Below are 14,185 nucleotides of genomic sequence, written 5' to 3'. Positions count from 1 at the left end.
CGCCCTCCCAGGAAGAACTCTACTCGGAGGGACCGCACCTTGCGTCCTACTCCTACGAAATAGGAAACCCGGATCTCGAACCCGAGCGCGGGCTGGGCAAGGAGCTCTTTATGCGATATCGCGGGGACGGTATTTCAGCCGAGATAACGGGTTACCACAATGCCTTTGCAAACTATATTTATCCCCGCAATACCGGTCGGCAGAACACCCGGTTTCCCTCCCTCAACGATTACCAGTTCGAAGGAGCCGCCGCCCGGATCTATGGCGCGGAAGCCTCCGCGGAATTTCAGCTCTTCTCAGGCGTGGCGTTCAACGGGATGTTCAGCTACACCCGCGGCGAGCGCGACCTGACCCCGCAGGAGCAAGAGTTGAACCCGGAAGCTTCCGAGGTTCAGCCCCTGCCCATGATTCCGCCTTTGAAGGCGACAGCCGGACTTACCTACGCACAAGGAGGATTTCAGGTGGGGGGAAAGCTGCGGATGGCCGCCGAGCAGAACCGGACCGGCGATTTTGAAACCCCGACGGACGGATACCACACCTGGAATATATTTGGACAGTACCGCTTCCAGACGGGAAAAACCCTGCATACCGTCGCCCTCAATGCCGAAAATATTTTTGACACCACCTATCGTAACCATCTGTCTCGTATCAAGGAGGTCATGCCGGCTCCCGGAAGAAATATTTCACTTTTATACCGCACATATTTTTAATGAATAAAGAATCTCTGCTGTATAGTGTCAACGTAACCTTGGCAATCCATGGAATACAAATGATCACCTCTAACAAATAACATTTTTGAATTTTAGTAAAATTCAGCTCCTACTGTTTAAATCTGACCAGTAATTTATGACAAACCTATATCGACCTATTATACTTTCTGTATTAATAACAATTGCCCTTATAGGATTTACCGTTCCCCCCGCACAGGGCCAGCCGGCCTCGGTTGAGGGCACCGTAACGGATACCAGCGGGAAACCACTTCCGGGCGTCAATGTGGCTTTGCCAGCCCTTAAAAAAGGCACCTCTACCACCTCAAACGGATCATTCCAGATCAGCGATCTTCCTGCAGGTTCCCATTCTATCACTTTCACTTTTGTAGGATATAATGCACAAACCCGACAAATATCACTTGAAGAAGGAGAAGTACAGACGCTGAATATCACCCTGACCCGGGAAACGTTGCAGACCGAAACCGTTACGGTCACCGGAACGCCCTATGAATCAGACCCGCTGACCACCCCCGCCGATGTAGATGTATTAACCGGAGACACGAAATTCTCCCGCCAGCAGACCTCTCTCGGCGCCTCTCTCGACGAATTAGCCGGTGTTTCAACTATTTCCACCGGCAGTCAGACGGGTAAACCGGTTATTCGCGGACTCAGCGGGAGCCGTGTGCGCGTACTTGATGACGGCACGGCCATGGATTACCAGCAGTACGGCGTGCGTCACGGACCGAACGTCGATCCCTTTATATCTGATCGCATCGAAGTGGTCCGCGGAGCCGCCAGTGTGCAGTACGGTTCTGACGCCCTCGGCGGAGCCGTTAATGTGATCTCTAATGCACTGCCCGAAGCGACTGATGAGGACCCCTTTTTACAGGGCGAAACGCTGGGAGAATTTTCGTCCAATAACGATGAACTCGTGGGCGGAGTGCACCTGAACGGGGCTGTTAATCGCTGGGGTTTTACCGGCACGCTCATTCGTCGCGCTGCCGGCAATATGACCGCCCCGGACGTGCCCACCTTCCGGGAGAGTGACGATACTTCCGCTCCCAAGTTTTCAGGTGAGCTCGACCATACCGACTACGACCAGTTCAACGGCAGCCTTGGCATCGGCTACCAAACCGAAATAGGACAACTGTCCGCCGAATATACCCGCTGGCAAAACGAGCATAATTTTTTGTTGCCTAATGGAAGAGGATTGGGGCAAAATCTCGTAAATAACGCCCTGCAGATTGAAGGGGATCTCGACCTGGGATATAATTTTACGCTCATTCCGCAGTTGACTTATTCACAGAATTTGCGCCAATCCAATCCGGGCGGTGACCTTGCCGAGCCGCGCAGCGAACTGCCCGACGATGGATACGCCCACCTTGATGTTCTCCTCGACAGCTATACCGCTAAAACCGAACTTAAACACCCGGGCGTGGGACCTTTTACCGGGACACTCGGGCTGGAGTATAAATACCAGGACCAAGAGACCAGAGGCACTGAGCCCCTGGTGCCTTCCGCTGAGATACATAATATAGCCGCCTTTGTATTCGAGCAGGCCGAATTGGATAATCTTACCCTCTCATTCGGGGCGCGATTCGACGCTCGAAAGCAGGAAGCGCGGCCCCATACCGACCTGAATCTGCCTGACTATGATGCCGGGGAAACCGATGAGGTGCTGTACCAATCCTTTTTTGAATTCAGCGGATCGGCAGGTGCTACCTACCAGTTCACAGAACAGCTGGCTGTCGCTGCCAATATCGGACGCGGGTTCCGCGCACCCAGCCTCTTTAACCTGCATGCGGATGGCGTGCACGGGGGGATTGCAGCCTACCAGCGGGGCAACCCCTACCTGGATTCCGAATACTCGCTCAATACCGACCTCTCCCTTCGCTGGCGATCAAACAGTGTGCAGGCCAAAGCCACGGTCTATCGCAATGCCATTGACAACTATATGTTTCTCGTAAATACCGGGGAGTTTGCCGGTCCCGGTGGCGAGGGTCCCCCGGTACTGGAATTTGTTCAGGGTGATGCCCGCCTGTTGGGAGGCAATGCCGATATTACCGCACAGCTGCTCCCCTGGCTGCAGTTATCCGGCACCTTTGAAACCGTTGCCGGGGAGAATGTGGATGACGATATTTCAGAAGTCGACAAACTGCCCCTGCTGCCCCCCACCAGGCTCAGCGGAAAAGTAAGAATCATGCGCTCTTCGCTGGGTAAAGCAGAAAATCCTTTCCTGAGTCTGGGTGTGCAGCATACCTCCTCCAAAGAGGCAGCGGGACGCTATGAACCCTTCTGGCAATTCGGTAATTCCCCGCAATTCAGTGATTTCGGGGTGGCTTCGACTGATGCCTATACCCTGCTTAATGCCACCCTGGGTAGTGAAATTTCGTTATGGAACCAACCGGTTTCGCTGCAACTGTCGGCGAACAACCTGCTGAATACAACCTACCGTGATTTCCTCGACACTTATAAAGGATATGCCCTGAGTCCGGGACGGGATATCAGAATCCGGATTAAAATTCCATTTCCTGTGCTGTAATGTGCTCCGGTCGAGCACTGCCCATTTCAGTTCCTGTTAATAAAGGTTGATCCCGGGTAATTGGGTAACCGGTTTGTTCAGAGAACAGATTTATGTACTTTTCATCCTGTTTTACTATCTATGGATCGATCAACTTTTTATCCTTGCGCCGGTGAAGAACTCAAATTATCTCCTTGCAGCAGAATCAATTATTCTGCCCTCTTTCTATAACCATGTAACCGGCAACCGTGTTATATTTAAAACTGTTTTATCTACTTAAGTGATGATGCTATGAACAGAAAGAAATATATATTTTTTTTGCTTTTGCCGCTGTTAATCGGTGGCTGTAAAGCGCTGCAGGACTTTGCCAACAGCATCCAAAAACCCCGCCTTTCCGTAGATAACGTGCGCGTGACGGGATTTAATTTTCAGCAGATGGAGCTGACCTACGACATCAAGGTGGAAAACCCCAACTCCGTAGCTGTTCGAATGCTGGGATACGATTATAACCTGGATCTGAACGGCAACACCTTCATCAGTGGCGATCAGGCGGAAAAAATAGAAATTGAGGCTTCCGGCGAGAGTATCTTCCAGGTGCCCATGACGCTCAACTTTTCGGATCTCTATCGCACGGCATCTGGATTATCTGATCAGGATGAAACCTCTTACCATTTTTTAAGCCACCTTCGTTTTGACCTGCCGGTATTGGGTGCTACTGAAATTCCGGTCCAGAACCGGGGGACCATTCCCCTGCTAAAAAGACCAAAACTGGATGTCCAAAATCTTGAAATCCAGAATTTAAGCCTCAGCGGCGCCGACGTGGTCCTAAAACTGGCCTTTGATAATCCCAACGGCTTCGGGCTGGACATCAATCAGCTTGCCTATGACCTGCAGGTGAACGGCGACCAGTGGGCGGACGGCACGGCGCTGCAGGACGTCACTATCAGGGAAAACGGAATTACAGAGCTGGATATTCCCATCTCTTTGAATATCAGTCAGATAGGCATGTCAGCCTACCGTATTTTATCGGGATCGGAACCCCTTGACTACCAGCTGAAAGGCCATTTCAATGTTACGGCCCTGCATGACCTGCTGGGGAGCACCAACGTTAATTTGAATCGCTCAGGCAAAATACCTGTCAGCCGGTAATTAAATTTCAATTCTTATGAACTTTTCCGATTTTCTAACAGGTCATTCATCATTAAACGGCCCCGATGCAGAGCCATGGGGGGGGATTTGACTTTGCTCAGCAAGTGGTATTTGTTATTTCCGTCCCACAGGGTCGGGGAATCAGACTATCTAACTATTTAATGCTAAGGTTTTTATCGTGGACAACTCACCTATTACAGATCAAGTGCTTGACAACTGCATAACCAAAACAGACGTTCCGGGGGCAGGTACTCCCTATCGCGGCAAGGTACGGGACGTCTACTCCCTGGGGGACGACAAACTGGGTATCGTGGCCAGCGACCGCATTTCGGCCTTTGATCACATAATGAAACAAGCCATCCCCTACAAGGGACAGATTCTCAATGCCCTCGCTGCTTTTTCTTTCCGCAAAGTAGAGGATCTGGTGGCTACCCATATCATTGACGTGCCCCATCCCAATGTAACGATTGCCAAAAAATGTGATCCTATTCCTATAGAAGTCGTCATTCGTGCTTGCCTGACAGGACATGCCGCACGGGTATATAAATCAGGCAAACGAACACTCTGTGGGGTGGAACTTCCGGATGGAATGAAGGAAAATCAACAATTCGAGAAGCCTATTTTAACGCCCGCTACAAAAGCCGAAGCGGGACACGATGAGGATATTTCAGAGCAGGAGATTCTGGATCGCAATATAGTGGATTCCGGTCTCTGGCAAGAAATTAGGGCAAAAGCATTCCGAATATTTGAGCGGGGACAGCAGATAGCCCGTAAACAGGGATTAATCCTGGTGGATACAAAATATGAATTTGGGCTATACAACGGGGAAGTAACGCTCATTGACGAGGTCCATACGGCCGATTCCTCGCGATACTTTTATGCCGACGAGTACAAAGAACGATTAAGGGAAGGAAAGCCACAGAAACAATTATCCAAAGAATTTTTGCGGGAATGGCTGATGAAGCACGGGTTTCAGGGAAAAGAGGGGCAAACACTTCCTGACCTTCCTGATTCATTCAGAAAAAAAGTGTTTGAACGGTACGCAGAACTTTTTAAACAGCTCACCGGAAAAGCATTCGAACCCACCCCCGTTAAGGTTGATGAGCTCAACAAAAAGCTCCAATCGATATTCAATGCCTGTCGGTAGCGGTGAGTGAAGACATGTCTTTCTTTCCGACCGGGAAATCAAACTGGGCGGCCATGCGTGACAACGCCTTTTTGCCCATCATGGCTTTCCGCACAAATTCACGTTCCTTTTCATTTCTGGCCAGATATTCTTCAAAAGACCGGTGCTCTGCTCGCCCCAGGTTTCCATCCAGGTAGTCTGTAAGGAAATCTGTAAGTATATTATCACGATCAAATTCTGTGATATCCATAAAAATGAGGGTAATAAATGTTAAACAAGTTCATCTATTACCCTCATACCCTGACTAAGCAGAAATTGTTCCCGGATAAACGTGATTTTCTAATAGCTCTTGCAGATGTGCGCGTCCCCGGTTGATGCGTGACTTCACCGTACCCATCGGAAGATCCGCGATATCGGCTATTTCTTCGTAGGTAAGCTGTTGTATATCACGCAGTACCACAACCTCACGGAAATCTTCACTGAGCTCCATAAGTGCCTTCTCAAGTTCATCCATGCACATCTTTTCATGCAGGGAGTCATCGGGAAGGATGTTTGTGTCTTCCAGCTTCATGGGACGATCTTCTGAATCATCGGGATCCTTGTGAATGGTTACCGTTGTCATTCTTTTTTTCTTTTTATATAAACTCTTTGCCAGGTTGATGGCGATCGTATACATCCATGTAGAGAATTTTGCTATTCGCTCATAGGAATGGCGGCTTCGGAACACCCTGAAAAATGTCTCCTGCACCAAATCCTCGCAATCCTGGTGATTATGGGTGTATCGATAAAGAAAATTGTGCAATCGGTCCTGATACCGATCCACTAACAGGTTAAAAGCTTCTTCATAACCAGATTGAAAATGTTCCATTAAATCTTCATCAGACATCTGTTGAAGTTTTGCTCTGGATATCGCTTCCATATTTTGACCCTAAATTTGTTGCAAATGACAATTCTGATTTTCATCAACAACCGCTAAAGGTATTAGTTGATGATCCTTTTAATCATAAGGAGAAGAATCGTCGCAGGGTCCATCGTTGAAAAGCCTTTTGCTGCTCGGTCGGCATCCAACAGTGTTTCAAATATGCGAGGCATCTCTGTCAGCTTAAAGGCTGAAGCGTCTTTCCATAGGTTATTGAAATACCAGCTGCTGCTGATACCCAAGGTGTTTTGAACTTGTTTTTTCGTATTACCCTGTGCGGACAGACGCTGAATCTGCCAGATATTTGAAAACAGATTATAAAAGAACCCCACGGAACGAATAATTTCTCCCGCGTTGGACTTAGAATGTTGCAACATCTGTTCCGCAATAAACAGGGACTTGTCCAGGTTACGCGAAATAAGGGCATCCTTGAGTTCAAACACCGAATATTCACGATAAAACCCGATTATTTTTTTTATATCACTTTCTTGGACAGTTTCAGAAGTGTCTACAAAAGTACACACCTTATCTATTTCTGTGGACAGTAACTGTAGGCTGTTGCCCACATATTGGGCCAGCATCTGGGCGGCCGGCGGCTCTATTTGTTTTTCATATTCACTGCGTACCCACCTTATGATCCAGTCCGGCAGCCGGTAGTCGGGCACTTTCTTGAATTCATGAATGCCGGTATACGTACTTATTTTAAGTGCTTTTCCGACTTTAGTGTTCCCGGAAGGTTTTTTAGCATCTATGCAGACCAACAGCGTGCTGGGGTTGGGTTGTTTCAGATAGGGAATCAATTCATTGATATCTCCCCCGTCGCCTCCACTGGTTTCCGCATAATCATCCAGCTGTTTAAAATCCCGGAGGATAACTACCCGGCGGTCGGCCATCATGGGATAACTGCGGACAATAGACAGTAGTTTTTCAACCGTGATATCGCGGCCATACAGCAGGTCAAAATTAAAATCCTTTTGATCGTCGGGCACCAGCGACTCAACCGCTTCCTGCAGTTTATCCAGGAAAAACTCCTCCTCCCCAAAAAAAAAGTATACAGGTTTCCGCTCTCCTGACTTCAATTCCTTCAGGATTTCGGAGTAACGCTCTATGCTGGTTTTTTTGGCCACGTTTTGGTTTTAGTTGTTAGTTATTTGTAATTAGAAGAGACCTTTGCAAACCGTTTTTTGCCCAATGGCTACTTTTCCGCGATTTCAACATTCTCATGTATCGTCTATACACTTCGGTTTCGAAATCGCTCAGAGCTTGGTATGGAACAAAACCCCTGTTTTTTCAAAGACCTCTGAAAATAGTTGATTATTAATCATTTTTTCATTTTTAATCCATATCCTATTCGCGAAGCCCCGGATATCCAGATCCATTTCAATGATGCGTTAGATACGGTCTATTTTTTTTGAGGAAAACGGGACAGTGACCGGGTTTGCAATGGCCTCCCTTATTTTCCATGGTTAACTTTTCATTCATATTACCTGCATTTACGGCGTAAGACGTCCCATCATGCGGGGAAAAGGAATGGTCTCGCGAACGTGATCGAGCCCGCACAACCAGGCTACGGTTCGCTCTAATCCCAATCCAAAGCCGGAATGAGGCACGGTTCCATACCTGCGTAAATCCAGATACCAACTGAAGACCTCTTCGGAAAGATTATGCTCGCCCAGCCGTTTTTTTAACGTGTCAAGATCCGCTTCACGCTCACTCCCCCCGATAATTTCTCCATACCCTTCCGGGGCCAGCATGTCGACGGCCATGGCCAGATTCTCATCTTCGGGATCACGCTTCATGTAGAATGCTTTGATGTCGGCCGGATACCGGTGTACCAGTACGGGCGTGTCATATTGCATGGTGAGCAACGTTTCATCACTGCCCCCGAAATCCTCTCCCCACCTGAAATTCAGGGCCGATGCGCGCCAGTCGGGTATATTCCGAAGATCCTCTTCGATCTGATCCATACGGCCCGCGATGTCTTTGATTCGCTGGTCGATCTGGGCTTTGCGCCACTTTTTAGCTTGTCCCCGTTCTTTTGTGATCTCCTGGCGCTCTTCCCGAAGGGTTGCCTTCTCCGTCCTGCGATCTTCAACCATCTGATCGAGCATATCAGCCATCTCCTCACTTCTTAGAGTTTCTACTGCCTCGCTGTAGGAAATACGCGGGAAGTTTTCCGACACGGCCTTCTTCAGCTTTGCAGTATCGCGCTCCAGAATATCCAGCTCATCGGGACGCCGGTCGAGTACCCTCTTCACGACAAATCGGATAAAATCCTCGGCCAGATCCATATTCATCTCCAGGTCATAAAAAGCCATCTCCGGTTCTATCATCCAGAACTCGGTCAAGTGCCGGCGGGTCTTGCTTTTCTCCGCGCGGAAGGTGGGACCAAAGGTATAAATAAGGCCATGCGCCATCGCCATGGCCTCCCCGTAGAGCTGTCCCGACTGGGTCAGGTAAGCCTGCTCATCAAAATATTCGGTCTCAAAAAGATTGGTTGTGCCCTCTGCGGCATTGCCTGTAAATACAGGGGCATCCATCTGTACAAACCCGCGCTCCTGAAAAAAAGTGTGGATGGCATAAATAATTTCATTGCGCACGCGCATAGCCGCCCATTGCCGCCGGCTTCGCAGCCAGAGGTGCCGGTTTTCCATCAGGAAATCCACACCGTGCTCTTTAAGGGTAATGGGATAGTCTTTCGCAATTTGAATGACATCCAGATCAGAAACCTGCAGCTCATAGCCCCCAATACTTCGCTCGTCTTCGACAACCCTGCCGGTTATTTCCAGCGAGCTTTCCTGGCGCAGCGATTCCGCTGCTTCCCAGGCTTCTTCGGATACGCTGTCTTTGGCCACTACGCACTGGCAGATACCCGAGCCATCCCGTACTTCCAGGAAATAGAGATTCTTGCTGCTTCGGAAATTATAAATCCAACCTTTGAGTGTTACCTGTTGATCCTTATACTCGGCGAGGTTCGTTATATAAACCATTAACACTGCATTTTTTGATGATTGTTTACGGTCTCTTACATCCTTGGGACGTTAACGCAGATGCTGCCCCCATTTCATGAGCGTTTCAGAAAAGTGTACCCAAGGATAGCGGTTATTACAAATACAGTCAAAGAGACTTTTGCAAAATCCATGGGGTACCGATACCGGCCACTCCAACAAATGAGGGGTTTTAAAAGGGTCAGATTCTGGGGAGAAAGAAAATACCAGGTCCACTGACATATAAGCAATTTTTCGCTTTTAATTACGCATCATACTTATTAACCTTGCAACTTATTTATGAATTCGGTAAAAAGCTCTGTACACAAAGGATGGAAGACAGAAAATTAAGGCGAAAATTCTTACACGACGGGTCAGGTCAGCTCACCTATGAAATACGTGAAATCGTAAGCCTTGCCCGGCAGTTTCAAGAGCTGGGCATGCCTATCGTCTGGGAAAATATTGGCGATCCGATTGAAAAAGGCGAAGAAGTGGCAGGCTGGATCAAAGATATCATTATCCAGTTAGTGGCAGACGATCACAGCTACAGCTACAGCACCACTCAGGGCAATCCCGAAGCCCGCGAGTTCCTCGCAAGTCTGGCTAATAAAAGAGGCGGCTGCCAAATTTCTGCGGATGACATCACTTTTTTCAACGGCCTGGGCGATGCTGTCGGCAAAGTTTTCGGATACCTGAAAAAAGAAGCCCGTGTAATCGGTCCCTCCCCGGCCTACTCGACGCACTCCTCGGCCGAGGCGGCTCATTCGGGGTATAAACACCTTACGTACAACCTGGACCCCGAAAACAACTGGATGCCCGACATCGAAGACCTGCGAAAAAAGGTCAAATACAACGATTCTATCGCGGGATTACTTTTAATCAATCCCGATAATCCCACGGGCGCTGTTTATCCCCCTAAAATTCTGAAGGAGATGGTGGATATTGCCCGCCGGCACAAGCTCTTTATGATTTGTGATGAAATTTACGCCAATATCATTTACAACGGTTCTGATACGGCCGCTTTAAACCAGGTCATTGGCGATGTCCCGGGCATAGCTTTGCGGGGGATCTCCAAGGAATATCCCTGGCCCGGTGCCCGCTGCGGCTGGATGGAAGTGTATAACCAGGATCTTTATCCCGCCTTCAAAACCTATATCGATACCCTTATCAATGCAAAAATGCTGGAGGTCAGTTCTACCAATCTGCCTCAGCTTTCGATCCCCCTGGTGATGGGCGATCCCCGTTATAAACAGCATTTGGAATCACGAAAAAGCCTTTTTGGGGATCGCGCTGAAGAAGCTCACCAGATATTATCTCAGGTCGACGGCATCCGTGTCACTAAGCCACAAGGTGCTTTTTATCTGACCGTACTCTTCGAAGAGGGAGTGCTCAATAATCGCCAGGTACTCCCTGTGGGACAAAAGGCCATCCGTGACCTGCTGGAAAATAATATTAAAGAGGTATCCCTCGACAAGCGGTTTGTCTATTATCTGCTGGCTGCTACCGGAATTTGTGTTGTACCTCTCACCGGTTTTGCCAGTGAACGAAATGGTTTTCGAATGACCCTCCTTGAAACAGATGATGCCAAAAGACGGCAAACCTGTCAAACTATTGCCGACAATGTAACAAGGTATCTCGCCTCCTGAGAGCCATCATTATGGAAGGATGCACGACGGCGTGCTCCCATACATCATGGTGCCCTGTTTTCCCTCTGCCCTCTCGCGACTCTCAAGTGATATAACTATATACCATAAATACCTCTATTAATAAGAATAATAATAGCTTAATAATATTAGTATTAGGTTTATTGTTATTTAACTTAATTTATTTATGTTTTAATTAAAATAAACATAAATATTTAATTTGACTGTTACCCAACCATAAAATATTTTATCATCGTTCATTAAAGAGTTATTTATTTAGGCTCTTTTTAAATTAAACTTAAAATTGATATACGGGTATACCCAAATGATTAAAAATGGCATCATCACTTTGGCTTTTCTTACAACAGGAGCAACAAGTGCATTCGCAATGGATCCTGCAACTATTCAGGATGCCGCCACCCAAACAAATCTAAACTATGTATGGACTATTTTTGCCGCCATTCTTGTCTTTTTTATGCAGGCTGGCTTTGCATTGCTTGAGACCGGTTTTACACGATCTAAAAATGCCGTCAACATCATCATGAAAAACTTCATGGATGTCGGGGCCGGGGGACTTGTTTTCTTCGCTCTCGGTTTTGGACTAATGTTTGGAACTACGGCCGGCGGTTGGATCGGCACCGACGGTTTCTTTCTAAGCGGTATCGAAGGCCAGGATACAACCTGGATCTGGGCATTCTTTATTTTTCAGGCGGTCTTTGCCGCCACGGCGGCTACAATTGTGTCGGGGGCAGTAGCGGAACGGACCAAGTTCACCGGTTATCTGATCTTTTCAATTCTCATTACTGCTGTTATCTACCCTGTATTCGGATCCTGGGCGTGGGGCGGCTTATTTAACGGGAGCGGATGGCTGGAAAACCTCGGCTTTATCGACTTTGCCGGCTCTACCGTGGTCCACTCTGTAGGCGGATGGGCGGCTCTTGCCGGTGCACTGGTTGTGGGTCCCCGGGTAGGAAAGTACGATGAGCAAGGAAAACCCAATCATATACCCGGACACAGCTTGCCTCTGGCAGCTCTCGGCGTGTTTATCCTCTGGTTCGGATGGTTCGGTTTTAATGCGGGATCAACCACCACCGGTAACACCGATATTGCATTAATTGCTATCAATACCTTTTTAGCAGCCGGCGCAGGCGCAACAATGGCCATGAGTGTGACATGGGCACAGTTTGGCAAGCCCGATGCCCCGATGACGATGAACGGCGTACTTGGCGGACTTGTAGCCATTACAGCAGGCTGTGCAACCCTGACGCCCGGACTCGCTATCGTAACCGGAGCTCTGGCCGGTATAGTAGTCGTCTATGCTACCGAGTTTTTAGATAAATTCGTTGACGACCCTGTCGGAGCCATTGCCGTTCACGGGGTCTGCGGTGCCTGGGGAACGTTCGCTGCCGGCCTTTTTGACAGTACCAGCGGGATTTTCGGAACAGGCGGTTTCGATCCTTCGATGCTCGGAGTCCAGGTTCTGGGTATTGTTGCCGCCTTCATCTGGACCTTTGGAGTCAGCTATGTACTGTTCAGCATCATTAAGAATACCGTGGGACTTCGTGTCAATGGTCAGCTCGAAGCAAAAGGACTTGACCTGCACGAACATGACAACCGGGCTTATCCGGAATTTGTCGGTACGGACGAATTCATCCCGGGAGAAATCTAACCCGTAATTCCTTCTTCCCTTTTTAGAAGAGAGGCGCTTTAAACCACAACGCAGATAGCCAAAAACAATAACAAACGTAACCATATTATCAGACTGGCGGGTGTAATACTGGGAAAATATAACCCCGCCGGTCTGAATAATGAGATGGGTACCTAGCTTAAACGCGGATTTATTAAACAAAACAAGGATTATGACAAACATTACGCCCACAAAATACCTCAAATACATGATAGCTTCCATGTTCATGATACTATGTATCCTGCAAATCCAGTCAAGTTCAGTCCAGGCCCAGGAAGTCAGTGTTCGTCCGGGGGTGGATTTCTACAGTGCTTACATATGGCGCGGGGTGGCCTATTCGGGCCCCTCGATACAGCCGTATATTGAGCTGAGTAGCGGTGGTTTTGCCATAGGAGCATGGGGATCACAGGGGATGGACGGTTCCAGCGCGAATAAATCGGTTGGTTTCCAAGAAATGGATCTGTATGTCAGCTATAGCTTTGACTTCGGACTAAGCCTGGGAGTTACCGACTATTATTACCCGGGCACTCCGTATTTCTCCTATAAAAGTGATCCTGACAACGGTGATTTTTCAAGCCATGCCATTGAGCTCAACGGCAGTTACACGATTGAAAATCTCTCCTTTGCAGCAAATTACATCGTTAATGAATCTCCCGGAGGTGCGGGTTCAGCCGGCGGCGATGTGTACTATCAGCTGGGGTACGCGGCGGGAGCCGCTGAGTTGTTTGTGGGGGGTGGCGACGGGTGGCACTCCACGGATGGAGATGTCAAAATAGTAAACGTGGGGATTGGTGCGAGTAAAGAAATTGAAATTACCGATACTTTTAGTCTGCCCCTCAGCGGAGCGGCTATATTAAACCCGGATACGGAACAGTTTTACATAGTTGTCGGCCTGAGTTTATAAGAGTCACAACAAATAACCCTCCCTTTCAATGGGGTAACCCGATTCCTATGCAGCCTCCACGCCCGAATTAAAAGTGACGGCGGGGTTTTCAACAAACCCTACCCGGCTTTTTCGGGCGTCAGCAGCACTTCAGAAAACATCTTGCTGTCATAAAATTCCCGGGCAAACTCCTGTATCTCACTCGCCTGTACCTCATCTATTTTTTGGACCAGTTCATCCAGCGTTACAAAGCGGTTGAAATAAATCTCGCTTTTTGCCAGACGGGTCATCCGGTTGCTCATGCTTTCCAGGGATAACAGCAGTTTACCCTTGAGCTGTGCCTTCGCCTCCGCGAGTTCTTTTTCCGGGATGGGATCCTGTTTCAGCTTGTCCAGCTCATGCTGTATAAGCTCCCGCACGTGATCGACATACGCCTCATCGGTGCCTACGTAAATGCCATACAAGCCGGTGTCTTTGTACGACTGATTAAAGGAGGTGATCGTATAGCAATAACCGTATTTCTCCCGTACATTTTGATGCAGGCGGGAACTCATCCCTCC

Annotated in this window: 12 protein-coding genes; 7 read left to right on the top strand and 5 right to left on the bottom strand. The window is 48.4% G+C overall.

What is annotated here, in order from left to right; all coding sequences use genetic code 11:
- From ACESLU_RS05750 to ACESLU_RS05735, 4 genes are all read left to right on the top strand, one after another.
- Positions 1–710: TonB-dependent receptor (locus ACESLU_RS05750; protein WP_372636401.1), on the top strand; the 710-nt coding region annotated here is incomplete at its 5' end.
- Between the two features lie 136 nt (positions 711–846).
- Positions 847–3,252 (top strand): TonB-dependent receptor domain-containing protein, encoded by a 2,406-nt coding sequence (locus tag ACESLU_RS05745; RefSeq protein ID WP_372636398.1) that lies wholly within the window; start codon positions 847–849, stop codon positions 3,250–3,252.
- 270 nt (positions 3,253–3,522) lie between these two features.
- Complete coding sequence (locus ACESLU_RS05740; protein ID WP_372636395.1) at positions 3,523–4,380, top strand: LEA type 2 family protein; 858 nt, start codon at positions 3,523–3,525, stop codon at positions 4,378–4,380.
- 178 nt (positions 4,381–4,558) lie between these two features.
- On the top strand, positions 4,559–5,527 hold the full coding sequence (locus ACESLU_RS05735; RefSeq protein ID WP_372636393.1) for a phosphoribosylaminoimidazolesuccinocarboxamide synthase: 969 nt from the start codon (positions 4,559–4,561) through the stop codon (positions 5,525–5,527).
- On the opposite strand, the gene ACESLU_RS05730 is transcribed toward ACESLU_RS05735, so the two are convergent.
- The 4 genes from ACESLU_RS05730 to ACESLU_RS05715 form a co-directional block, all read right to left on the bottom strand.
- Positions 5,511–5,756 (bottom strand): hypothetical protein, encoded by a 246-nt coding sequence (locus ACESLU_RS05730; protein ID WP_372636390.1) that lies wholly within the window; start codon positions 5,754–5,756, stop codon positions 5,511–5,513. The genes ACESLU_RS05735 and ACESLU_RS05730 overlap by 17 nt on opposite strands.
- Positions 5,757–5,810: 54 nt before the next feature.
- On the bottom strand, positions 5,811–6,425 hold the full coding sequence (locus ACESLU_RS05725; RefSeq protein WP_372636387.1) for a sigma-70 family RNA polymerase sigma factor: 615 nt from the start codon (positions 6,423–6,425) through the stop codon (positions 5,811–5,813).
- A gap of 62 nt (positions 6,426–6,487) precedes the next feature.
- Positions 6,488–7,552 carry a DNA polymerase III subunit delta gene (gene holA / locus ACESLU_RS05720; protein WP_372636385.1) on the bottom strand — a complete coding sequence of 355 codons (1,065 nt, stop codon included), beginning with the start codon at positions 7,550–7,552 and terminating at the stop codon, positions 6,488–6,490.
- 366 nt (positions 7,553–7,918) lie between these two features.
- Positions 7,919–9,415 carry an asparagine--tRNA ligase gene (locus ACESLU_RS05715; protein ID WP_372636381.1) on the bottom strand — a complete coding sequence of 499 codons (1,497 nt, stop codon included), beginning with the start codon at positions 9,413–9,415 and terminating at the stop codon, positions 7,919–7,921.
- Positions 9,416–9,744: 329 nt separating this feature from the next.
- Here ACESLU_RS05715 and ACESLU_RS05710 point away from each other — a divergent pair, with 329 nt between their 5' ends.
- The 3 genes from ACESLU_RS05710 to ACESLU_RS05700 all read left to right on the top strand — a co-directional run bounded on the left by ACESLU_RS05710 (position 9,745) and on the right by ACESLU_RS05700 (position 13,646).
- The gene (locus tag ACESLU_RS05710; RefSeq protein ID WP_372636377.1) at positions 9,745–11,058 is read left to right on the top strand and encodes a pyridoxal phosphate-dependent aminotransferase; all 1,314 of its coding nucleotides are present in this window, start codon (positions 9,745–9,747) and stop codon (positions 11,056–11,058) included.
- A 322-nt stretch (positions 11,059–11,380) separates the two neighbouring features.
- Positions 11,381–12,724 carry an ammonium transporter gene (locus ACESLU_RS05705; protein ID WP_372636374.1) on the top strand — a complete coding sequence of 448 codons (1,344 nt, stop codon included), beginning with the start codon at positions 11,381–11,383 and terminating at the stop codon, positions 12,722–12,724.
- Positions 12,725–12,914: 190 nt separating this feature from the next.
- Positions 12,915–13,646 carry a hypothetical protein gene (locus tag ACESLU_RS05700; RefSeq protein ID WP_372636371.1) on the top strand — a complete coding sequence of 244 codons (732 nt, stop codon included), beginning with the start codon at positions 12,915–12,917 and terminating at the stop codon, positions 13,644–13,646.
- 98 nt (positions 13,647–13,744) lie between these two features.
- On the opposite strand, the gene ACESLU_RS05695 is transcribed toward ACESLU_RS05700, so the two are convergent.
- A partial coding sequence (locus ACESLU_RS05695; RefSeq protein WP_372636368.1) for a M16 family metallopeptidase occupies positions 13,745–14,185 on the bottom strand: 441 nt, incomplete at its 5' end.

It is taken from the genome of Fodinibius sp. (assembly GCF_041642155.1).
GTDB lineage: Bacteria > Bacteroidota > Rhodothermia > Balneolales > Balneolaceae > Fodinibius.
The sequence above is the reverse complement of the archived record's forward strand: the minus strand, read 5'-3'. Positions and strand labels throughout refer to the sequence as shown.

Excerpts from the sequence above, each read along its gene's own strand:
- ACESLU_RS05745 (WP_372636398.1), top strand. The coding sequence starts at position 847 with ATGACAAACCTATATCGACCTATTATACTTTCTGTATTAATAACAATT.
- ACESLU_RS05740 (WP_372636395.1), top strand. The coding sequence starts at position 3,523 with ATGAACAGAAAGAAATATATATTTTTTTTGCTTTTGCCGCTGTTAATC.
- ACESLU_RS05730 (WP_372636390.1), bottom strand. The coding sequence starts at position 5,756 with ATGGATATCACAGAATTTGATCGTGATAATATACTTACAGATTTCCTT.
- ACESLU_RS05725 (WP_372636387.1), bottom strand. The coding sequence starts at position 6,425 with ATGGAAGCGATATCCAGAGCAAAACTTCAACAGATGTCTGATGAAGAT.
- ACESLU_RS05715 (WP_372636381.1), bottom strand. The coding sequence starts at position 9,415 with ATGGTTTATATAACGAACCTCGCCGAGTATAAGGATCAACAGGTAACA.
- ACESLU_RS05710 (WP_372636377.1), top strand. The coding sequence starts at position 9,745 with ATGGAAGACAGAAAATTAAGGCGAAAATTCTTACACGACGGGTCAGGT.
- ACESLU_RS05705 (WP_372636374.1), top strand. The coding sequence starts at position 11,381 with ATGATTAAAAATGGCATCATCACTTTGGCTTTTCTTACAACAGGAGCA.
- ACESLU_RS05700 (WP_372636371.1), top strand. The coding sequence starts at position 12,915 with ATGACAAACATTACGCCCACAAAATACCTCAAATACATGATAGCTTCC.